This is a genomic window from Fictibacillus enclensis (assembly GCF_001457035.1).
GTDB lineage: Bacteria > Bacillota > Bacilli > Bacillales > Fictibacillaceae > Fictibacillus_C > Fictibacillus_C enclensis.
Genome location: NZ_KQ758624.1, coordinates 30544 through 52047 on the forward strand (window position 1 = coordinate 30544; position 21504 = coordinate 52047).

At 43.7% G+C, this 21504-nt stretch carries 27 protein-coding genes; 23 read left to right on the top strand and 4 right to left on the bottom strand.

All coding sequences use genetic code 11. The annotated features are described in order from the left end of the window. The first annotated feature begins 27 nt into the window (after positions 1–27). The 3 genes from AS030_RS22135 to AS030_RS22145 all read left to right on the top strand — a co-directional run bounded on the left by AS030_RS22135 (position 28) and on the right by AS030_RS22145 (position 2774). Entirely contained in the window at positions 28–648 is a 621-nt protein-coding gene (locus AS030_RS22135) for a TetR/AcrR family transcriptional regulator (RefSeq protein ID WP_061975824.1), read from the top strand. 241 nt (positions 649–889) lie between these two features. Then, positions 890–1435, top strand: coding sequence for an RNA polymerase sigma factor SigX (locus tag AS030_RS22140; RefSeq protein ID WP_061975825.1), 546 nt, complete (start codon positions 890–892; stop codon positions 1433–1435). Further along, positions 1422–2774: a hypothetical protein gene (locus AS030_RS22145; RefSeq protein WP_061975827.1), complete on the top strand. Its 1353-nt coding sequence runs from the start codon at positions 1422–1424 to the stop codon at positions 2772–2774. Before AS030_RS22140 ends, AS030_RS22145 begins: the two co-directional genes overlap by 14 nt. 198 nt (positions 2775–2972) lie before the next feature. Here AS030_RS22145 and AS030_RS22150 read toward each other — a convergent pair whose 3' ends face one another. Then, positions 2973–3905 carry a DMT family transporter gene (locus AS030_RS22150; protein WP_061975829.1) on the bottom strand — a complete coding sequence of 311 codons (933 nt, stop codon included), beginning with the start codon at positions 3903–3905 and terminating at the stop codon, positions 2973–2975. Positions 3906–4034: 129 nt separating this feature from the next. On the opposite strand from AS030_RS22150, the gene uvsE reads away from it, so the two are divergent. From uvsE to AS030_RS22185, 7 genes are all read left to right on the top strand, one after another. Next, positions 4035–5000 (top strand): UV DNA damage repair endonuclease UvsE, encoded by a 966-nt coding sequence (gene uvsE, locus AS030_RS22155; RefSeq protein WP_061975831.1) that lies wholly within the window; start codon positions 4035–4037, stop codon positions 4998–5000. Between the two features lie 150 nt (positions 5001–5150). After that, positions 5151–5873 carry an SDR family NAD(P)-dependent oxidoreductase gene (locus tag AS030_RS22160; RefSeq protein WP_061975833.1) on the top strand — a complete coding sequence of 241 codons (723 nt, stop codon included), beginning with the start codon at positions 5151–5153 and terminating at the stop codon, positions 5871–5873. After that, a complete protein-coding gene (locus AS030_RS22165; RefSeq protein WP_074440651.1) occupies positions 5873–6895 on the top strand; it encodes an S-adenosylmethionine:tRNA ribosyltransferase-isomerase in 1023 nt (340 codons plus the stop codon). Before AS030_RS22160 ends, AS030_RS22165 begins: the two co-directional genes overlap by 1 nt. Before the next feature lies 1 nt (position 6896). Continuing rightward, on the top strand, positions 6897–7250 hold the full coding sequence (locus AS030_RS22170) for a VOC family protein (RefSeq protein ID WP_061975837.1): 354 nt from the start codon (positions 6897–6899) through the stop codon (positions 7248–7250). Positions 7251–7518: 268 nt separating this feature from the next. Then, on the top strand, positions 7519–8067 hold the full coding sequence (gene lepB, locus AS030_RS22175; RefSeq protein WP_141687143.1) for a signal peptidase I: 549 nt from the start codon (positions 7519–7521) through the stop codon (positions 8065–8067). 55 nt (positions 8068–8122) lie between these two features. Then, a complete protein-coding gene (locus AS030_RS22180) occupies positions 8123–8632 on the top strand; it encodes a DNA-3-methyladenine glycosylase I (RefSeq protein WP_061975841.1) in 510 nt (169 codons plus the stop codon). Positions 8633–8695: 63 nt separating this feature from the next. After that, positions 8696–9031 carry a L,D-transpeptidase gene (locus AS030_RS22185; protein WP_061975843.1) on the top strand — a complete coding sequence of 112 codons (336 nt, stop codon included), beginning with the start codon at positions 8696–8698 and terminating at the stop codon, positions 9029–9031. Positions 9032–9035: 4 nt separating this feature from the next. On the opposite strand, the gene AS030_RS22190 is transcribed toward AS030_RS22185, so the two are convergent. Next, positions 9036–9251, bottom strand: a complete 216-nt coding sequence (locus AS030_RS22190; protein ID WP_061975845.1) for a hypothetical protein — start codon at positions 9249–9251, stop codon at positions 9036–9038. Between the two features lie 18 nt (positions 9252–9269). Continuing rightward, complete coding sequence (locus tag AS030_RS22195; protein ID WP_061975847.1) at positions 9270–10535, bottom strand: tetratricopeptide repeat protein; 1266 nt, start codon at positions 10533–10535, stop codon at positions 9270–9272. A gap of 224 nt (positions 10536–10759) precedes the next feature. Between AS030_RS22195 and AS030_RS22200 the strand changes: the two genes are divergently transcribed. From AS030_RS22200 to AS030_RS22235, 8 genes are all read left to right on the top strand, one after another. Next, positions 10760–11647 carry a hypothetical protein gene (locus AS030_RS22200; RefSeq protein WP_061975849.1) on the top strand — a complete coding sequence of 296 codons (888 nt, stop codon included), beginning with the start codon at positions 10760–10762 and terminating at the stop codon, positions 11645–11647. Between the two features lie 316 nt (positions 11648–11963). Then, the gene (locus AS030_RS22205) at positions 11964–12305 is read left to right on the top strand and encodes a GNAT family N-acetyltransferase (protein WP_061975851.1); all 342 of its coding nucleotides are present in this window, start codon (positions 11964–11966) and stop codon (positions 12303–12305) included. 27 nt (positions 12306–12332) lie between these two features. Beyond that, positions 12333–13271: a magnesium transporter CorA family protein gene (locus AS030_RS23895; protein ID WP_061975853.1), complete on the top strand. Its 939-nt coding sequence runs from the start codon at positions 12333–12335 to the stop codon at positions 13269–13271. A gap of 194 nt (positions 13272–13465) precedes the next feature. Beyond that, complete coding sequence (locus tag AS030_RS22215; RefSeq protein ID WP_061975856.1) at positions 13466–14692, top strand: D-alanyl-D-alanine carboxypeptidase family protein; 1227 nt, start codon at positions 13466–13468, stop codon at positions 14690–14692. A 348-nt stretch (positions 14693–15040) separates the two neighbouring features. Beyond that, positions 15041–15346 carry an antibiotic biosynthesis monooxygenase family protein gene (locus AS030_RS22220; RefSeq protein WP_061975858.1) on the top strand — a complete coding sequence of 102 codons (306 nt, stop codon included), beginning with the start codon at positions 15041–15043 and terminating at the stop codon, positions 15344–15346. Further along, positions 15343–15699, top strand: a complete 357-nt coding sequence (locus tag AS030_RS22225) for a hypothetical protein (protein ID WP_061975861.1) — start codon at positions 15343–15345, stop codon at positions 15697–15699. Before AS030_RS22220 ends, AS030_RS22225 begins: the two co-directional genes overlap by 4 nt. A gap of 13 nt (positions 15700–15712) precedes the next feature. Further along, positions 15713–16384, top strand: a complete 672-nt coding sequence (locus tag AS030_RS22230; RefSeq protein WP_061975863.1) for a cobalamin B12-binding domain-containing protein — start codon at positions 15713–15715, stop codon at positions 16382–16384. Next, on the top strand, positions 16371–17126 hold the full coding sequence (locus AS030_RS22235) for an STAS domain-containing protein (RefSeq protein ID WP_061975865.1): 756 nt from the start codon (positions 16371–16373) through the stop codon (positions 17124–17126). The genes AS030_RS22230 and AS030_RS22235 overlap by 14 nt, the downstream gene beginning before the upstream one ends. 43 nt (positions 17127–17169) lie before the next feature. Here the strand turns inward: AS030_RS22235 and AS030_RS22240 are convergent, their stop codons facing one another. Continuing rightward, a complete protein-coding gene (locus AS030_RS22240; protein WP_061975868.1) occupies positions 17170–17766 on the bottom strand; it encodes a rhomboid family intramembrane serine protease in 597 nt (198 codons plus the stop codon). Between the two features lie 86 nt (positions 17767–17852). Between AS030_RS22240 and acpS the strand changes: the two genes are divergently transcribed. From acpS to ndoA, 5 genes are all read left to right on the top strand, one after another. Beyond that, complete coding sequence (gene acpS / locus AS030_RS22245) at positions 17853–18209, top strand: holo-ACP synthase (protein WP_061975870.1); 357 nt, start codon at positions 17853–17855, stop codon at positions 18207–18209. 143 nt (positions 18210–18352) lie between these two features. Next, entirely contained in the window at positions 18353–19387 is a 1035-nt protein-coding gene (locus tag AS030_RS22250; protein ID WP_061975897.1) for a LolA family protein, read from the top strand. A 129-nt stretch (positions 19388–19516) separates the two neighbouring features. Further along, positions 19517–20704, top strand: coding sequence for an alanine racemase (gene alr / locus AS030_RS22255; protein WP_061975872.1), 1188 nt, complete (start codon positions 19517–19519; stop codon positions 20702–20704). Positions 20705–20848: 144 nt separating this feature from the next. Continuing rightward, positions 20849–21130 carry a CopG family ribbon-helix-helix protein gene (locus tag AS030_RS22260; protein ID WP_061975875.1) on the top strand — a complete coding sequence of 94 codons (282 nt, stop codon included), beginning with the start codon at positions 20849–20851 and terminating at the stop codon, positions 21128–21130. 4 nt (positions 21131–21134) lie between these two features. After that, complete coding sequence (gene ndoA / locus AS030_RS22265) at positions 21135–21485, top strand: type II toxin-antitoxin system endoribonuclease NdoA (protein ID WP_007200228.1); 351 nt, start codon at positions 21135–21137, stop codon at positions 21483–21485. Positions 21486–21504 lie beyond the last annotated feature (19 nt).

Below are 21504 nucleotides of genomic sequence, written 5' to 3' on the forward strand. Positions count from 1 at the left end.
TGAGATCAGTACATTGGAGGAAAAAGCATGCCAAAGGTTTCAGAACAGTATAAAGAGGAAAAGAAAAACTTAATTTTGCAGGGAGCACTCCGCTGTTTTGGTGAAAAAGGATATGAGGCGACCACGATCGACGATATTGTGAGAGTGTCCAATTTAAGCAAAGGAGCCATCTATAACTACTTTACCAGCAAGGAAGAAATCTATTTGCAGCTTCTTCAGGGAGAAACAAAGGACTTTTTCCTGGAGGTTCAAAGCGAGTACCATACCTTAAAGACGGCCACTGAAAAATTGAGGTTTTTGTTTCAGCGGTTTCAGAAACAGCAGCTCACGGATGAACGGCGAAAATCCTTCAGGCTCTACACCGAGTTTTGGCTGTACAGTGCCCGTCAGGAGGATTTAAAGAAGTTGATGGAAGAACGGTATCAGGAATTCACTGATTTTATCCAGGAAATTATAAAAGAGGGACAGGAGTCAGGCGAATTCAAACCCATGGATGCTGAATTCATTGCCCAAATTTTTTGGGCCATCCGTGACGGCAATGCGCTTCATTCTTCACTGCTTGGTGAAGAAGAAAAATATAAAAAAACATGGGAAATGATTGAGGAGTTTTTTATCAGGGGCATTTCTTCATCAACCAGTCGGGAGTAAACCATGTCTCCCGATTTTTTTGTGCCATAAAAGCGAATAATTTCCCGGGTTATAAATGATTGTGTCGAAATGATCCACGTTATCCTCATTACAAACGGTTGTCTGTCAAATAAGCTCGTATTTTATCAACTGGTTACACATTGCCATTTACAGGAAATGGGGTAAACTTAAATTTGGGTTTTTTTGCAACCTTTTGATCAGGTGTATCGACTAATGAGTAGTTAGACAGGGGGGCAACGCAGTGAATGACTCGTTTGACCGGTTGTATGGTGACTATCATCAATCTCTGTTTCAGTTTATTTTTTATATGGTCAGAGACAGGGAGGCAGCGGAAGATATTGTTCAGGAAGTTTATATCAAGGTGTTAAAAGCATACCAAACGTTTCAGGGAAAAAGCTCGGAAAAAACGTGGCTGTACTCGATTGCCAGGCATGTCACGATTGACTGGATTCGCAAGCAAAACCGGCGGAAGAAAAAGCTTCTTTTTTTCAACCTGTCACAGAAGGAAAATCAGCTTGCGGACCTTCAGCCACTTCCGGATGAGTTCGTCACACAAAAAGAGTCGGTCAAAGAACTGTACCGCGCATTAGGCAGCTGTACGATCCAGCAGCAGCAGGTACTGGTTCTGCGTTATATCCAGTCGCTTTCAATAACAGAAACAGCCGCAATTCTCGGCTGGACGGAGAGCAAGGTAAAAACTACACAGCATCGGGGCCTTAAGAAACTTAAAGGGCTGCTCGACCAGAGGCCTGGTTTGGAGGAGGAATGGAAAGATGGAATCGTCTAAATGGACAGAAGAAGAGATTCAAAAACAACTGGAGAAAATGCCATCTGTTAAAGATAAACGTTCAAAAGAATTCATCTTTCATGAAATCGAAGGAAAGCTGACCGCATCGTCTGTACATAAAACAACAGTCAAAAAAACGTGGATGATGCCAGGGCTGGCCATGGTTTGTTTGCTGGCGGTTGTCTTTCTTCTCATGCCGTTGCCTTTTTTCAAAAAAGAAGCTTCGGCACCAAGCCCGCCGGAACGTACGCTGCCAAGCAGAAACCAGGTAAAACCGAATGTAGTAGCGAGGGATCCGGAGCCGCCTGCAGAAAGAGTGGATCCAAGCGAACATGAAAATAATGCTCCCATAAAGGAGAAAGAAAAGGACCGGCCGGAACCGAAAATTGAAAAACCGCAGGATGAGAATCAAGGTAGTACTGCCCCATCAACGCAAAAAGAGCTGCCGGCGGATAAAAAAGCCAATGGAGATCAGGAAGCACCTCCTGTAACGGTCGAGGCATCAAGTGATGAAAACTATCACTCTCCTCTCATGAAGGATGAACTGAATCAGCAGCTAAAAGAAGGAAAATCCCTGGTGACCGTTGCCTATCGCGATGATCAGGCGGAGCTTGTGGTCCCGCTCTCCTTTCTTGTAAAGGGAGGAGGAACGTATGCTGATAAAGTGGAGGATGTGCTAGGTTCTTTCCATCCGGAAAAGGTCGGCCTTCAGCCAACACTGCTGAACCAGGCAAAGCTGTCGGAAAAAGAAGGAGCAGTTGTTGTTAATCTTCCAGCAGGCTCTGTCTCTTCTTCTGAAGAAGCACTGCTTCCGAAAGTACTGGGCTACACGTTTGGTTATAGTGAAGGCTATTCCAAGGTGAAGTTTGAAACGGATGGAAAACCAGGTTATGAGTTTTCCAATCTGGGTTCAAAGGAAGAATTGGATGTGGACGGAGTAAGGGGAGGTCCCGCTTTTTCTTATACGACCTCAACGGGCGATGAATTTTTGGTAGACAGCAATGCGACCACCTTCGCAAAACCGGCCGAAAACCTGGAGAAAGCCATGGATCAGATGAAAGAAGGCTATAAAGACAAAAAGCTAGTGCCGGCTGTGCCGGAGGATACAACCCTCCATGCTGACCGTTCGGGAACGAAGGCAACGGTTACTGTAGAAGGAAAGGGCAAAGCGGACGATGAAGAAACTCGCAAAATGTTGGATGCCGCCCTTGTGACGGTAAAAAATTACGGAAGCGATACGGTAGCCATTGACGATGGAGCCGGTACCGAAAAACAGGCAGAGGAACAGCAGACAGAACAGGTGGGTGCCGTCAATTTTATGGAAACGAAAGAACAGTAGTAGTAAGCAACCAGGTGTATGCCACCTGGTTGTTTTTTGTTTGTACCTTGTATTTTCCATTGGGAATACTCGGCATTTTTTATTCAGAGCCCGGAAGCGGGAAAAGGTGGTCCGAAAATCAGCATTAAAACCGATACCGGTGATATCGATCTGAACTAAATATAAAACGAAAACTGCCTGGATTCCAGGCAGTTTTTTTTACAAGGCCTTATTGATGCTGATGGATTTTGCGGGAAGTGCTGTTCCTTTCTGGCGGGACAGTCCGAGGTAAATACCTGCCACAATGAGCAAAAGGGCGAGCGCATGATACAAGTGGATCTTTTCATTCAGAAAAAGGGCGGCGAAGAACAAGGAGCTGATCGGCATGACATTCAAAAATAAGGTGGTTTTGCTTGGACCAATCTCTGAGATCGCCATGTTCCACCAGGACGTACAAAGGGCAGTGGCAATACAGCCGGAGAACACCATCACTCCAAAAGCGAAAAGGTTTGCATGATAAACCGACGGCTCAACAGGGAACAGGAACCACATGATCAGTAAAAGCAATGCGCCAAACATGTGGCTGAAGGTTGTTACCTGAAAGACGGATGCCTGTTTTACCGCTTGTTTGATCAACAGGCCGCCAGATACATAAGCGAGCATGGAGAGAAATACAATCAGGTTCCCTTTCACGGGATCAGTTCCGGCTGAACCTGGGTGGCCGACGACAATAAGGACGCCTGTAAAGCCGAGTCCAATGCCGATAAAGCGTTTAAGGTTGAACTGATCACCAAGTAACACCATCGCCAAAAGAGAGGTTGTCAGCGGATTTAGCCCAAGGATGAGTGAACCGGCTGAGCCTGACGTAAACCGCAGTCCCTGTGAGATCAAAAGCTGATGCAGGAAGATCGAGGTAAAGCCGACCAGAAAGATGAGTCCCCAGGCCGACAACGTCAGTTTTTTGATTCCTGGTTTCCATTTGGAATAGGTAAAGATAAGCAAGCATAGAGCGGCCATTGAAATTCTCCAGGCAGACAGCTGCACAACCGGGAAAATTCCTGAAAGGTATTTAATCATAATGACATTGAGGCCCCAGATAATCGTTACGATACTTAATGAAATCAATATAAGGTAAAATTTCTTTTTTTCCATCCTGCAATCCCTCTGTCTTTTATTGTTCTGCCATCGAATATATACCTGTTTCAAGAATTTGTCTATAACACGTTTGATAAAAGAAATCCTTTTTTTGGACATACTGTTAGTAGAAGTGAGGTGACAGGCATGACAAAAATACGGCTGGGCTATGTAGCGATGAGCATGGAGCTGCAAAATGCCTCTCCATCCCAGACGATGACATATGCCCGTTTTTCACAGATTGAAGACCGCGGGGCAGCACTCAGAAAACTGGAGCGGATCGCAAAATCCAACCTGGAGAACACGCTTCGTCTGTTACGGCACAATGCCGCCCATGACATTCATTTTTACAGAATGACCTCCCGGCTGATTCCGCTGGCTAACCACAAGGAGCTGCTCGACTGGAAATACATGCTGCCATTAAAAGAATCACTTCGGGAAGTTGGAGATTTCGCAAAAAAACATGAGATGAGGCTTGATTTCCATCCGGATCATTTTGTGGTGATCAATTCCCCGAAGGATGAAATATTAAAGAATTCAATACAAACGCTCAACCTTCACTATAAAATCCTTAAGGGCATGAACATTGATCCGGTCCACCGCTGTGTGATGCATGTGGGCGGCAACTACAAGGAAACGGATGTGGCCCTGGAGCGTTTTATTCATAACTGGATGTATGTGCCGCACCGGCTTCAGGAGATGATCATGCTTGAAAATGACGACTCCTCATTTACCCTTGAAGATACCTTGTATCTTTGCGAAAAGCTGGGCATTCCCCTGGTCTTTGATTATCATCATCATCTGGCCCACCACCATAATGATAATTGGCAGGAGAACTGGGAGAGGGTAGTACACACATGGTCCCATTCACCCCTGCCGCTAAAAATTCATATCTCCAGCCCGAAGAGTGAAAAGGAATTCCGGCACCATGCGGACTTTGTTGATCCGGATCTATTTTTTCGTTTCCTGGACGGAATAAAGGGAAGTGTCCAGCAAGTCGACTGCATGATTGAAGCGAAACGCAAGGATGAAGCACTGTTTCAGCTAATGGAGAACATTAAAGAGAGAAAAGAGGCCGAAGTGATTAACGGAGCTTCTTTCTATTTAAAATAAAAACCAAAAAAACCCTTGATAGATAAGGGTTTTTTTCTTTTGTCGGAAAAAGAGAAATAAAAAGTGTTGACGTTAGAAATTTCAAACAATTATAATTAAGATACTTATTAAACATAAATGTATAAAAAGTATAAAAAGGAGGTAACAACAATGAAAAAAGTAGTGATGATTACCGGAGCTTCACAGGGATTAGGAAAGGCGCTTGCTCTATATTTTGCAAAGGAGGGAAACGACCTGGCGATCTGCGCAAGAAGAGAAAGTCCACTACAGGAAGTGAAAAAGGAGGCAGAAGCGTACGGAGCTGATGTTCTCGCGGTGACAGCGGACGTTTCGGAATCCAAGGACGTGGAACGGTTTGTGGCACTGACAGAGGAGCACTTCGGGCACATCGATGTATTGATTAACAATGCCTCCATGCTCGGACCGAGCCCGATGCCTTATCTTTTGGACTATCCGGAAGAAGACTTCGCTGAAGTCGTCCGGGTTAATTCTCTCGGGCCATTCCTTGTGACAAGGCGGGTGCTTCCAGACATGCTGAAGCGCAACAGTGGCAGTATCATCAACGTTACATCTGAAGCGGGACACACCGGGTTTGCCGGCTGGGGGGCGTACGGCATTTCCAAGTTTGCGCTGGAAGGTTTGACTGAAACCTGGGCAGATGAGGTAGGAGAAACCGGAGTGAGAGTCAACATGGTCGATCCGGGGGAAATGGATACTGAAATGCATGCCCTGGCCGTCCCGGACTGTGATTACAAATTGGCAGATCCTCATGACCTTGTTCATGTGTTCGGATACTTGGCATCTGAAGCATCCAAAGAAAACGGAAAACGATTCAGTGCCCAGGAATTCACATTGGAAGGAAGTGAACAGTGATGAGCGCGGCCCTTTCTTTTGTTCTTCCCGACGAATTAAATGCCAGTATGCCGCCAGAGCGGCGGGGCATCCGCCGGGATTACGTAAAAATGATGGTGATTGATAAAAAAGAGGGAACCACCAGCCATTCCCATTTCTACAAACTGGATCACTATTTACAGGAGGGGGACGTTCTTGTGCTGAATGCAAGCCGAACCATCCCGGCGGTCTTAAAGGGAAATCTGGCGGATGGCACAGTGATCGAGGTACGGCTGGCACACAAAAAAAGTGATCAAAACTGGGAAGCTCTCATACTTGCTGACGAGGTGAAGAACGGTGACACCATTCACTTTTCTCCTGTATTGTCCGCAACGGTTGTAACAGCAGCAACCGACAGTCCCTTCTCCTTGCTGGCGTTTAACCTGTGCTGCACTGCCCTTTATGATCAGATCTACCAAATCGGGCAGCCGGTACGGTATGAATACATCGAAACACCGTGGGATCTGGATTATTACCAAACGGTATTTGCGACGTCTCCAGGTTCGGTGGAAATGCCTTCTGCCGGACGTGCATTCAGCTGGGAGCTCCTTTTCCGCCTTCAGAAAAAAGGGGTAAGAATTGAGTATGTTGAACTGCATACCGGCTTGAGTTATTTAATGGACGATAAATGGCATCTGGAACCGAGGGAAAACCTGGAGGAGTATAGCATTCCTGAAAAGACGGCGGCAGCAGTCCGGCAGGCCAAAAGTAATGGCCATAAAGTGATTGCAGTGGGAACAACTGTAGTCCGCGCTTTGGAATCAGCTGTCGATACCAAAGGCCACCTAAAAGCAGCCAGAGGCTGGACCAATTTATATATTACCGGGACCACGAAGCTTCAAGTGGCGGACGGACTGATCACCGGACTGCATGAACCGGAAGCAAGCCATCTCGACCTTCTATCTGCCTTTGTCCCTGTGCAGCACCTTCATGTCTCCTATAAAGAAGCCATCGGTCAAAAGTATTTTTGGCACGAGTTTGGTGACATGAATTTGATCATCTAGAATGAAAACGATTGGAGTTCATCACTACGGCATTATCGTCCGAAACCTGTGGAAAGCTGCAGATTTTTACCTAAAGGCATTCAATATGAAGGTCATCTTTGAATCGGATTGGGAGGGGGAGCACCTTCTGTTTGTTGGAAATGATGAATGGAAGATTGAACTGATTCAGCAGAAAGAGAATCAGGACGACGGTGCCCATACCGCTTTTCAAATCGAAAGCATGGAGGACATGATTCACCGATTACAGAACAAGGGTATTCTCACTTTGGAAGGGCCATTTCTTTTGAACAACGGCTGGAAGACGGTTTTTTATGAACTTCCGGAGGGCGGCTGGATTGAATTCATTGAACCATAATAGGAAGACCGGAAGAGAATTTCTTCCGGTTTTTTAAATATAAATTACTATACATTACTTAGTAATACCTAAATAAATTTGTAAAATCTTTCAAAAGTGATTGCGTCTCCCCCCTTTTTGTTACAATAAGTGATAGTCATTCATACCGTCTGCCATACAAGGGGGAGTGGACATAAATTGCGTGACCATTTTATAAATTATACGGTACAATAAGAAGATAAACCGTTTAAAATTTGTTTCAATCTTAATGAAGAAAGGTGTGAACCGTATGGAGCAAAAAGAGAAAAAAGGAAATGAACTCTTCAGCTGGATTAAGTCCATTGTATTTGCTCTCGTTCTTGTTTATATTATTAAAACTTTTTTCTTCGCGCCTTATATGGTTGAGGGAGCTTCCATGTCTCCAACATTGCATAATCACGATAAACTCTATGTCAATAAAATCATCTACTCGGTAACCGAGCCGAAAGTCGGTGACATTGTTATCATCAAAGGCGATGACAAACGCTATGTAAAACGTGTGATCGGAGTGGAAGGCGATACCATCCAGGTAAAGAAAGATAAGCTTTTGGTCAATGGAAAGCCCGTGAAAGAACCGTATTTGAACCAGAATAAAAAACAGGCAAGAACCCTCGGTGTCTATTTGACAGAAGACTTTGGCCCAATCAAAATTCCAAAAGGGAAATGTTTTGTTATGGGAGATAACCGGCTGAACAGCATGGATTCCCGAAACGGCCTTGGCCTGATTAATATCGATTCCATTGAGGGCAAATCCGAAGTGGTCATCTATCCATTCAAAGATATTCGAAAAACAGATTAACATGAAAAACCTGACCTGACCGGCCAGGTTTTGTTTTATATAGGGGGAACGGCTTATGGAGAAGCGGGTAAGATGCAAATGGAGTACAGAGAGCGAGATGCTTTCAACGTATCATGATGAAGAATGGGGGGTGTCCGTAACGGAGGATAACAAATTATTTGAATGCCTTACACTCGAAATGTTCCAAGCGGGGCTGAGCTGGCGCACAATTCTACATAAACGTGAAAATTTCAGGAAGGCCTTTGCCCAATTTGATATTCAGCACGTCAAGGCAATGACGGAAGACGACATAGAGAACTTGATGAATAACGAAGGCATTGTCAGACACAGAAGAAAAATTGAAGCAACGATTGAAAACGCCAAGCGGTGCGATGAACTAATCATGAAGTATGGCGGATTGGATGCTTTCTTTCAACAGCTGCCGGAGGATCCGGTTGAAAAGCAGAAAATCCTTAAACAAACGTTTAAACACTTCGGCTTGACCACGGCGGAAAGCTTTCTCATGGCGACCGGAATGATGCCCACACAGCATGAGGAAAGCTGTTATCTTCACCAAAAGGCCTAAAGCTTACGGCAATACAAACAGAACCACCTCCACTGACATACTGTAACAGTGGAGGTGGTATAAATGGCGTATCAGATCTTCATTTCTGTAGGTAAAAAAAGAATGACAGTTACGCGAAACGGAAGAACCATTAGGCGATATCCCATTGCAGTGGGGAAGATGCTTACTCCTACGCCTGTGGGAACGTATACAATAATTAATAAGCAGCCTAATCCCGGTGGTCCGTTTGGTGTCATGTGGATGGGGCTTTCCGCACCCCACTATGGCATCCATGGCACCAATGACCCATCGTCAATTGGAAAAAACGTCTCAAAAGGATGCATTCGAATGTTCAATAAAGATGTACTCGAACTGTCCAGAATGGTTCCGGTTGGAACGAGGGTTTATATTGGGAGATAACTTTTTATCCACGCATGCTGATTACCTGAGGCAGGTCATCGTGCGCAAGTAAAGTATCAGAGTTCTTTATAAAACCTGTACCAGGCCAAGGAAGATCATCATGAGCTACAAACTTAACAGATTTTGCGCTTGGAAGATCATCGTGAGCTAAGTTACTATAAACAGGGTATGCTACTGAAACCAAACTGACAAAAAAAAGACCAATAATTAATTTTTTCATTTTTTTATTTTCCTCCTGTTAGAAAATATTTTTTCTTGCATTATTTGCAATACGGTAATAATGGCTTGCCTTTTTATATTGGCTCTGATCAAAATACCAATCTGCTAACAGCTCTGAATCAATAGAGACATATTCCCACATGTTTCTTTTTTCAAAATGAGGGATTGCTTCTTTGCTTATAAAGGATTCAAACTCATTAGATTGAGTCCCTTTAACTCTAAAGTCTAATACCTTTAGATGGTAATAAACATCGTTTTTAGAATCTTCCCCAAGTGTCTCAAAGCTTTTATTAATCCAATATTGTGCTTGCTCGTAATCTTTAATATTGAAATATTCCTGTGCTAAAAGATATGTTGTTGTGGTAATCCGTTCTACGTCTATAGAGTCTTTTTTATAATGAAGAGCTTTTTTATAAAAATCAATTGCTTTAACACTCTCTCTTTTACAAGAAAAAACATATCCAAGATTATGATAAATAACCCCGGAAGTAAAATCATCGTGAAAAGATCGGGAATATTTTAATGCTTGATTTAGGTGGTATTCAGCCTGGTCATAGTTCTGAACTCTTCTATAACTAATCGCCAGTAATATCTGACAATCCGCACTTCTGCTGTAATTATACTCTTTATCAAAAATTCCGATTGCTTTAAAGGCATATGAATTTACAGCATTTATTCTCATCAAGTAACCATATGTTAAAGCTGTTAAATAATATAAAACTGCCAAATTACTTTCATTGATATTTGTATTTTTCGTGTTATAAATATCTTCTGCTTGTTTAAAAAACTGTATAGATAAATGGTAATTTCTCGAAAATATATTTAGCATTCCTGAGACCACATTAAAATAAAATTTTAATTCAGGTGAAAGTTGTTCCTTTAGCTTTTCAACTTTTCCAATTAGTTTCTCAGCAGAATTTATATTTTGAACTTCTCCAACAAGATAGTATCTTGCTAAAAATAACTCGAATCTTAATATTAAGTCAGGTTCATTAACATGCTTCATTTTGTCCTGGATTTTTTCAAATAGTTCCTCCGCCTCATCAAACCGGCGGTTCACCATCATCATATTCCACTCGTTGAGCATCTCTAGGATCTCGTTGCTGTCCACTTCCTCGGACGAAATACCCAGCTTTTCACAAAGAAGGTTAATAACCTCTTCGCTGGACTTTGCATCCCCTTTCTCAATCTTGCTTAAATAGGACACTGAACAGATTCCCTGAGCCAGTTCTTCCTGGGTTAGGCCTTTGGTTTTTCTATAATATCTTATTCTTTGACCGACCATATAATCCCCCTTTCCGAACTTGGGAAAATTGTCATGCAAACCCCCCATTAATCAAGTACCAATACTACTACTTTTCCCAATACATACCCACAGAAATGTCTGGTAAGATAAATATAACAGATAATAATTGCTTTTTGCTAGATTTACCAATTAAAAATAAATTAACAGACTTGTCCGGATGGTAAGAAAGTTATACCGGCCATTTAGAAATGGAGGAGAACATAATGGCAAAAATGTTTTCATTATCAGCAAACGAATCAGACATCAAGGAACTGCTATATGTCTCGAATGATCCAGATACAGCCGGGAACTCTTCGACACTGCAATGGAATGATCCACAAACATATATCGATGTTTATAAAGACAACCATAAAAATTACTGGGTGAGCCAGGTTGAAGGAACAAAATTAAGACGCCATACCATCTACACCCATAACCATGAAACGAAGAAGCGCCTCTGTCACCCTGTCAACGGACGTCCGAACTTTTATGAATTTGAGGATAGCGTGGTGGTGGCTTGTGAAGGAGATGGGTCCAAAGGCTCTATTCTGATCTTCTCCAAGGATGATCCCGAGCTTTTAAAGGAGTGGAAAGTGAACGGGTATCTGTGGGAAGTGGAAAAGAACAACGGCACGCTTTATGTTTCCTGTTACATCGTAGAGGAAGATCAGGCTGTCCTTTACATCATCAAGGGCGATAAGAAAAAAAGGGTAAACCTTGGAAAAAATATAGCACCGACTGACATTCTCTGTATCGGTGAAGAAGTTTATATTTCTGCAGCGCCCATTTTGAATGGGGATCCAAAGAAAATCATCGTGCTGAACAATAAGGAAAAGGTGATCAGGGAGTATCCGCTTAGCATTTCTCCACGAGCCCTTTACCATGTGGAGAACGAAATCATGGTGTATGAACTTGATCTTGCGACAGGAAAATCGGAAAAGATCGTTTACGTGGATCTTAACACCGGCCAGCAAATCACACATACCATCCCGAACTCTCAAGTGGTGGAATGCACGAGTTCTTCACTCTCCCTCTTGCAGCAGGACAGCAAAACCCTGTTCACCTGGGATCACTGCAACCGAAAAATCGTGTGCAGTAAAAAAATATCATAATAATATGAACGCACAATCCTGCTGGTGACGCCAGCAGGATTTTTTCATAGGTGGACGAACAGATAATTATATAGAAGAAACACAAAATATCAGTCAGAGTTTCAGGAAGGGCTTCATGGGGGAAATTTGTAAGTAAACGTAAATAAGGTAATTAAGATGAGGGTTTTTCTTAAAGTTTTGATGCTTTAGAAACAGAGTCTTCATTGAAGTTTCTTGTAGTGCAAGGTGCGAGACTCCTCGAAAATGGAAATCACCACTTTCAAAAGCAACAAAGCTGGCGAAGAGCAAAAAGAAAACCTGTTATTGGAGGAAAACAATGAGCCAATCCATTCGTAAAGGAACTGCTGGCGATTTTCAAAATATGAAAGAACTCGTGGGAAACACGGAGAAAATCATGGATGAATGGTCCCGGGAGCAATGGAGTTCTTCTTTGCAGCGTGAAGACGTGGAGATTTTTGTGGCGGAGGAAGAGGGAGCGATACACGGCTATGCGGTGGTGAGACTGAGCAAAAAAGACCCGACTTCATTTACGGAAAGGCCAACCGCGGCCATTACGCATTTGTGTGTACCTTCATGTGAAAGTCAGCTCCGGCAGCAATTGGTTCAGAAATGCCTGAGCTGGGCAAAACAAAAGGGAGCTACGGACTTTTCGCTGTAGGTTTACGTCTAGAAAGGAAGAGATCAGATGAACCATCGATTCTTGGAAAACTGGAAATGGTATGAAATAGAATCCATAGATCATAAAGCAGAACACATCAAAGAGATGGTTCATAAGCTGCCGGATTGTACGCAGTGGCTGGAAAATGTAGAGGAACAAAACACGAATTATCTTCGCATTGAAAACTATGGAAACGAAGCGGTTCTCCATGGCTGCCTGACTTATGAAAAAGAAGAAGAGGAATTTGATCACGACTTCTTTCATTTTTATATCACCCGGTCTTATTTTGTGACGGTGGGATTGGAAGTTGTCAGGCTGGGCCGTACCATCAAGAAAGATATGATCCGGCAGATGCATCAATGCAAAACCGCAGTTGAAGGTTTTTTTATCCTGCTGGGGGAAGTGCTCAACAATTATCTGGATGGAATCGATCATTTTGAGTACAAGCTGAAAGAACTGCAATACGATTTAAGGCAAAACAACAATCAAGTTCTCTTGGATCGTATTTACGACCTGCGTCAGGAACTGTTAATTTGGACAGATTTGACGATACCGGTTGAAGAAATCAAGCTTGCGGCAGAGGAAGCCTTTTTTGATGAAATCACCCAAACGACCGAGTACAGGAGGACAAGCGTCAGAATTGAGCGTACGCTAAATCTCATCAACCACTACCAGCACGATATTGACACGATGCTGAAGCTTGAGGAGGTACTTTCTTCCCACCGTGGAAATGAAATCATGAAAACACTGACCGTTATGACCGTCATTTTCACACCTGGCATGATGCTTGGCTCCATCTGGGGAATGAACTTTCGAAACATGCCAGAACTCGACTGGAAAGCAGGATACGCGATTGCCCTGGGTCTCATCGGCCTTTCAATCGCCAGCATTTATATTTGGTTAAGAATGAAAGGATGGACCGGCGACTTGCTAAAGAGCCGCAGCCGAAAGAGCCGCTTTAAATAAACCATTGAAAAATTTGCCGCTAATTTTCTACAAAAAAAGAAGAGGTTTGCCGTCTTTTGTCGAATGTTAAGTCGAATGTTAACATGTTATGAAAAAATAACACGAAAACTGTTCGCCTGACCATTATTAGTGTAAGGTTTAGTTCGAACCCTTTAGTAAGGGAGTAGTATGAAGACGGGAGTTGTTCGCGGCAAATGAAGAAGTTTTTCCACACTATTGTTTACCTCTGCTTTCTTTCAGGACTGCTTGCGCCGGTTGCGCCGGTGTTTGCTGAACAAGATAAAGCACCCCACATTAAGAGTAATAGCGCCATTTTAATTGACCAAAAAACAGGAAATGTCCTTTATAATAAAAAGGATAATAAAAAAATGTATCCAGCAAGTGTTACCAAAATTGTTACAGCCATCCTTGCCATCGACTCCGGAAAAATGGATGAAACCGTGACAGTGAGCAAAAATGCGACCTTAACTGAAGGGACCCGCGTCTATTTAAACGAGGGTGAACAGATCCCATTACGAAAACTTGTTGAAGGAATGATGGTGAATTCCGGTAACGATGCGGCGGTTGCCATTGCAGAATACCTGGCTGGAGATGTACCTTCATTTGCCGACAAAATGAATGAATTCGCCAAAAAGGCCGGAGCCACGCATACCCATTTTGTGACGCCGAACGGCCTGTTTAATCCGGATCACTACACCACGGCCGAAGACATGGCAAAGATCACGCAATACGCCATGAAAAACAGTGAATTTCGAAGGATTGTAAAAATCAAGAACCTTCCCTGGCATGTAAAGGGATGGGATACCACACTCGTGAACCATCACCGTCTGCTTTGGGATTATCCGGGAACGACCGGGGTGAAAAACGGTTATGTGGACAAGTCTAAGCATACACTGGTAACCTCGGTATCCAGGGATGGCATGGAATTTATTGCGGTTGTTTTAAAAGCTTCTACCTCCAAGGTGGCATACAGCGATACGACATCATTATTTGATTACGGTTTCAGCCATTTCCAAAGGCAGAAGATTTCCAAAGGCACACTCATTGAAGATCCGGCCGGCAGGAAACACGCCTTAAAAGAGGACCTTGAAGTAACCCTGCCGGTTGGAGAGCATGTGCTTAAAAATGTATCAGCTTCGGGAGAGCTGACACTAAAAAACAGTGCGGGTGACTCACTGGCTGCTGTCCAGCTGTTCCAGCCGAGTCCGAAAAAGGAAGCCAGTCAAATGGCTGCCCATTCTTCAGGAGAAGCGACCGGCAGCAAACTGGCCCTTCAGTTAACGACAAGAACAGCCCTTTTCTTTTACAGCGGGTTTCTTATGCTTACTGCTTTGATGGTGATGATCCGGATGAGGAACAAAAGACGTAGAGCCTTGCAGCGGATGAGAAGATACGAAAAGAATTATACCTTTATCAAATAGGGCAGATTGGGGATTTTTATGGATATTAATACGAAAGTAAGGATATTGGTAGTCACGCTTTTCATCTTACTGATGATGACGGCCATTTTATCCTTGGTTTAACTGGAAAAAAGAGGATCACGGAAGAAGAGAGGTAGAGTCCTCTCTTTTTTTGCGCCCCTTCCTTCTCATATTTTTCCTTGTTTGTGCAACTAGTGGCAAAGCATAGCTGCTATTCCCTGTTTTTGTTATACGTGGGCGAAAGTTATAGGGAACAGGCTTGTTTTCTATAAATTGGGAAGGGGAAACGATTATTCTGGTTGAACGTTATAAAACAAATGGTAACTAACTCATGAAATGGGGTATAGCATGTATATTGTCCACTCAACATTCGATGTACCGGAACAAAAAGCGGAAGAAGTCATTAACATATACAGAAATCGATCCCGTCTTGTAGATGACGCAGTGGGCTTTTTGGATTTCCTGCTGCTTCAGAATGAAAAAAAGCCGGGGGAAATTACCGTTCAATTGACCTTTGATACAAAGGAGCATTATTTGGAATGGGTAAGAAGCCAGCAGTTCAAGGACATCCATGACATGGAAAAGAAGTACCCTGACCAGGAGCTGGCCGCCGTTATCCCGGCAGTTAAACAATACAAGGTGGTAGCCACATGACACAAATTCCAGTAGATGATATTGTTAATAAGGTAGTTACAAAGATGTACGAAGATTATCCCGATCTCCAGAACCGATACGGAGAAAAGGGAAAGAAAAAAGCCATCGAAGACAATTATCACCATATGAAGCATTTAGAGACAGCCTACGAATTGAAAAACCCAGTCTTTTTTTCGGACTATGCGAGCTGGCTCAATGGAATTCTTGAAAAGTTCGGGATGACAGCCGAACTTTTAATTTATAACTTTGATGAAATTGATAAGATTTTAGCCGATATGCCTGATGATGACAGGGTTTCAGCTTATCGGTCCTATCTTGGAGAAGGAATAAGGGTATTAAAAGAAAAGGCATAAAGGGGGGATTGCGGTGCAACAACATTCACCGCAGCAATTTGCGGAGTTTCTTTTAAATGGAGATCAGCAGCGTGCGACCGAACTTTTGCGTCAGATTGCTAAGCACACCCCGAGATATAAACTGTATAACGAGCTGCTGACACCGGCCATGCGCTATATTGGCGAATTGTGGGAACGAAATGATATTACGGTGGCAGAAGAACATCTGGCTACTGCCGTTTGTGATTTCGTCCTGGCCCAATATCATTACAGTCCCGGCAAAAGCCTTGCAATGAACCGTCACAGTGTAAACCATAAAGCGATGTTTTCATGCCTTGAAGGGGAGCAGCATGCCCTTGGCCTTAAAATGGTTTCTGGATTATTTGAAGAGGAAGGCTGGCATTCCCGATTCATGGGTGCGGATCTGCCGCTCGAATATACGGTGGATACGGCAAAAAAATGGATGCCGGATGTGATTGGGCTTTCGGTTTCTATTGCCTATAACCTGCCTAATCTGCAAACCTATGTAAAAGCATTGGAGGATTTGAATTATGGTCCCACTGTCCTAGTCGGTGGCCGTTTGGCAGAAAAGTATGATCTCAGGCCCTACTGTTCTGACAAAACAGTGATTATAAAAGATGTGGAGGAGCTTCACAGCTGGCTGAGTGTGTATAGTACAGGAGAGAAGCAAAATGCCCGTTACTGATTATGTATTACCGGTTCCATATTTTAAAATTAATACCGATTTCCACATCCTTAATTTTTCAAAACAAGCGGAGGCCCTTTTTACAATTACTGAAAACATTACCTCGATTGTGGACGAGGAAAGTGTGGCAAAGCTGAAAAATTTTCTTCAGACCTCTGATGGGGCACAACCCATGGAGATCAGCATGAAAACCAAAAACTACCCGCTGGAGCTTTTCGATCTCTACATTTCTTGGGATCATTACTTGAACGGCCACTTGATCTGCATCAAAAAAAACGAGCAAAACAAAAATCTTGAAAACATGGTATATCGATTGCAGAGCAGGTTGTCCAGCACGGATTTTGAACTGTTTGAAAAAAAGGAAGAGCTTCAACAGGCGTTAGAGGAGATTGACAGACTCTCAGGTCCTTTTATTCCGCTGTCGGATGAGGTGGCTTTGATTCCCATGTTTGGCGACATCACTCCCCGCAAAATCAATTCAATCAGAGGAAATACGCTGAAAAGTGCGTATCGTGAAGATCTTGATACCATCCTTTTTGATTTTACCGGTGTGGGTTCTATTACACTCGAAGGATTGGAACAAATGGAGAGTTTGTTCAGGGTGCTTTCCTATATGGGCGGCATCGCATCAGTAATTGTCGGTGTAAAACCCGGGCATGCCCGACAAATGCATGAGCTGAATTCAGAAGTGGAATTCTCTTTCTTGTCCACCCTTCAGGAAGCGATGAAAAAATATCTATAATAAAAGACACCGAAGCATGCTGGCTTGGTGTCTTTTTTTGCTTTTATCTCCGTCGTGGAACAAACGCCATTAATACAGGAGCCAGAGCTGCGCCGGCAATGAGCCCGAACAAGTGGCCAAGGATGTTGATGCCAGGCGTTGTGAAGGTGGTAATCAGGCTGAAAACCAAAACAACGATGAGAATCTGTTTATTCGCGCGCCCCAAATATTCTTTTCGGGCATACAGGATATACAGGTAAATGCCGAACAGTCCGAAAATGGCACCGGAGGCCCCGATGTGGGCATAGTTTAGTGGAAGAAGAAAATAGGTAGCGATATCGGCAATAATGCCTGCGCCTAAGTAGCCAATGATAAATTTTCCTTTTCCCAGTATACGTTCCAAAGCGGGACCGAAAATAACAAGAGAGAACGTGTTGAACAGCACGTGGCTGAGACTGACGTGAGTAATAATCGGCGTGAACAGACGCCAGTATTCTCCCTGTGAAATAAAGTAATTGGACCCGGTAAAGTAATAATAAATAAAATCCGCCTGCGGCCCGAGGTTAGCCAGCAGGAAAACGATCAAATGAACGGCTGTTATGATCGATATTACCGGATATAGCCTGATGAATGTTTTGAAATTCTCCTCTCTTACGAACAACCAGCATCACCACCTGAATGTAGTATATTAATCTTAGCATAACGGTAATACAAATAAGAAATACCATGCCGGAAAGGAAATGACTGATGATTATAGGAACAGGGATCGATATTGTTGAAATCACAAGAATCCAGGAAGTATGCCGGAAGCAGCACCGCTTTCCCGAACGGATCCTTACGGAAAGGGAGCTTGCTGTGTTTGAAAAGCTCAGCGGCAGACGGCAGGCGGAATTTATGGCCGGCCGCTTTGCCGCTAAAGAAGCCTATGCCAAAGCGCTCGGCACAGGAATCGGCAGGCACCTTTCATGGCAGGATATCGAAATTACCAAAAATGATAATGGAAAGCCGGTCATTGTGGCAGGTTCGGAGGCACGTGTTCATCTTTCCATCTCCCATTCCAAGGACTTTGCAGTGGCCCAGGTTATTCTTGAAACCGTCCTGTAAGTTGGTTTGCTTGTCAAGCTAGTCTGCATAATGTCCCTTTTGTCCACATATAGTGTAATGCGGTGGGGAGGGACATCCTGTTGGCGTCGGACACAGCAGCGGTGAACCTCCTTTGTAAAATAAAGGGCAAAGGGGATAAGAAAATGAAGAAGACACTATCATTATCCTTGATGGCGCTTCTGTTCATATTCGGATTGGCAGGCTGCGGAGCAAAAAGCCAGGAAGATGTTGTAGCGTCACTGGATAAGAAAATGGAAGAAATGACGGGCTATAAAGCGGACGCCGTCATGACGCTGAATACTGGCGAAAAACCGTTACAGTATAATCTTGAAGTGTGGCACAAGAAACCTAACTTTTACCGGGTGAACCTGAAAAACGCCAAAAAGGACCAGAGCCAGATGATCCTGAGAAACAAAGAGGGTGTATTTGTATTAACGCCTGCGCTGAATAAAAGTTTCAGATTTCAGAGCGATTGGCCGGAAAATAATAGTCAGGTCTACTTGTTTGAGTCGCTAGCTGCCGATATTTTAAATGACACGGACCGCGGGTTTAAGGCAAAAGAAAACTCGTATGTTTTCCATACCAAAACCAACTATCAAAACAAAAACCTGTATCAGCAGGAAATTATTTTAAATAAGGACCTGGATCCGAGCTCGGTCCGGATTATGGATAAGGATGCTAAGGAACTGGTTAAACTGGAGTTCAAAAACGTCAAGTTCAATGCCAAGTTTGATAAAGGTGCCTTCGATATGGAAACGAACATGACAGGCGCCCAGCTGGAGCTGCCGGCAATGAGCCAGGCCGGTGAGCCAAAAAAAGAAATGGAAGTGCTGTACCCGCAATATATGGGTCCTGGAAATATTGAATTGACGAATGAGAAAGAAGTCATGGCCGACGGGGAAAAACAAGTGGTCCTCGGCTACACGGATGAAAAGAAAAAATCGTTTACATTGATTGAACGAAAAAATGTAGCGGTAGAAACAGCCGCCGCCAAGAGAGAACGATTGACGATGCCGGGTGGAGAACCGGTCGATCTCGGCTTCACGGTGGGTGCGATGAATGACAAATCAATCTCCTGGACGTATAAAGGCACTGATTTCTTTTTAGCCTCCAACTCACTGGATCAGGAAGAACTGATGGCTATCGCCCGTTCTGTTTCCGCGCAAGGGTCAAAATAATAAAAGAAGTGGCCGGCTGATTCCTTAATGGTGAATCAGCCATTTTTATTCTATTTGCTCTTACACAATTGCCGTGGATGTTGTAGAATAACGAATAGACCAATGATTAGAATGAAATGATATAGATAGATGGGACGGATAGGTTTGGATACTGAAGAGTTTTATAGAGATACCTGGGCGGAGATTGATTTATCCTGCATAGAAGAAAATATCCGCTCGTTCCGGCGCCTGCTGCCAGACACCACCGAGATTATGGCGGTAGTTAAAGCCAATGGCTATGGACATGGAGCTGTGCCGGTGGCGAAAACCGCGCTGGAGGCCGGCGCCACATATCTTGCCGTGGCGCTATTGGATGAGGCATTGTCCCTCAGACAACAAGGAATCAAGGCACCCATTCTTGTATTGGGCAGAACAAGGCCGGAAGATGCAGTTCTTGCTGCCAAGTATAATATTGCGCTCACTGTGTTTCAGGCGTCCTGGGCAAGGGAAGCTTCGGCCCACCTGCAGGATGGCCAGCCGGTAGCACTGCACCTGAAAGTGGATACCGGCATGGGGCGGATTGGAACAAGAGATAAAGAGGAAACACAGGAACTTGTCTTAACGATAGAAAAGTATCCTTCCCTCCAATTGGAAGGAGTATTTACGCACTTTGCCACAGCGGATGAACTGGAATCTCCTCTGGTGGAACAGCAATTTGAACGGTTTTCCGAAAGTCTGGCCTGGCTGAAGGAATTGGGAGCTGTGCCAAGGTACATCCATTGTGGGAACAGTGCGGCGAGTCTCCGCTTTCCAAAGCAAATCTTCAATATTGCGAGAATCGGAATCTCAATGTACGGACTGGCCCCTTCTGGCGAACTCAAGAATGTATTGCCGTTTCCGCTGAAAGAGGCGTTTACGCTAAATACACGGCTGGTTCATGTGAAAAAAGTGCAGCCGGGAGATACGGTTAGCTACGGTGCCACCTATACGGCCACAGAGGAAGAATGGATCGGCACCCTTCCAGTCGGATATGCCGACGGCTGGCAAAGGCGTTACGCGAATCAGGGCCATGCGATTGCGGGCGGAATCAAGGTTCCGTTCGTGGGCAGAATCTGCATGGATCAATGCATGGTGCGCCTGCCGTTTGAAATGAAGGTTGGTGACCTTGTCACCCTCATTGGGGAACAGGGAAGCGAAAAGATCTCCATGGATGATGTAGCACTTCAAAATGATACGATAAACTACGAAATTCCTTGTTTAATTACATCACGAGTACCCCGGATTTATAAGAAACAGGGTCGAATTTTAGAAAAAGTGAATGTAATTTTAAATTTTTAGCAGAATATTAGCAGGACTATTAAAAAACATGAAGAATATTTTACTTTGAAATCGTTTTGCAAACCCTTTGGTGAAATGATAAGATTATATGTGGTTAAGAATGATCGTAGCAAATCGCAGAAGCTTTGCTCTGGAGGTGTAGGTGTGTCCGAATTGGCGAACACAAAGAGGATCGTTATCAGTCTTCCTCAACAGATTATCAATGAAATTGACCGGATGATTAAGAATGAGAATTTGGACCGTAGCGAATTTATCCATCAGGCAACCAAGATGTATATTCGCGAAAAGAAGAAACGTCACATTCGTGAATCTATGAGACAAGGTTATATGGAAATGGCGAAAATTAATTTGAACATTGCATCAGAAGCCTTTCTTTTAGAGGAGGAAGCTGAAATTACCGTAGACCGCTTAGTTAGCGGGGTGTAGGCCTTTGATCGTAAAACGCGGAGACGTTTACTTTGCAGACCTTTCCCCGGTTGTTGGATCAGAACAAGGGGGAATCAGACCTGTTCTAATTATTCAAAATGATATCGGTAACCGATTTAGTCCTACAGTTATTGTTGCAGCCATTACAGCACAAATCCAAAAGGCGAAGCTGCCGACGCATGTAGAGATCAATGCGAAAAAGTACGGATTTGAACGGGATTCCGTTATCTTGCTGGAGCAAATTCGAACAATTGATAAACAAAGGCTAACTGACAAAATTACGCATCTGGACGATGAAATGATGCGTCGCGTTGATGAAGCGTTACAAATCAGTCTTGGTCTTATTGACTTTTAAAAACTGCCGTTTTCTTCTG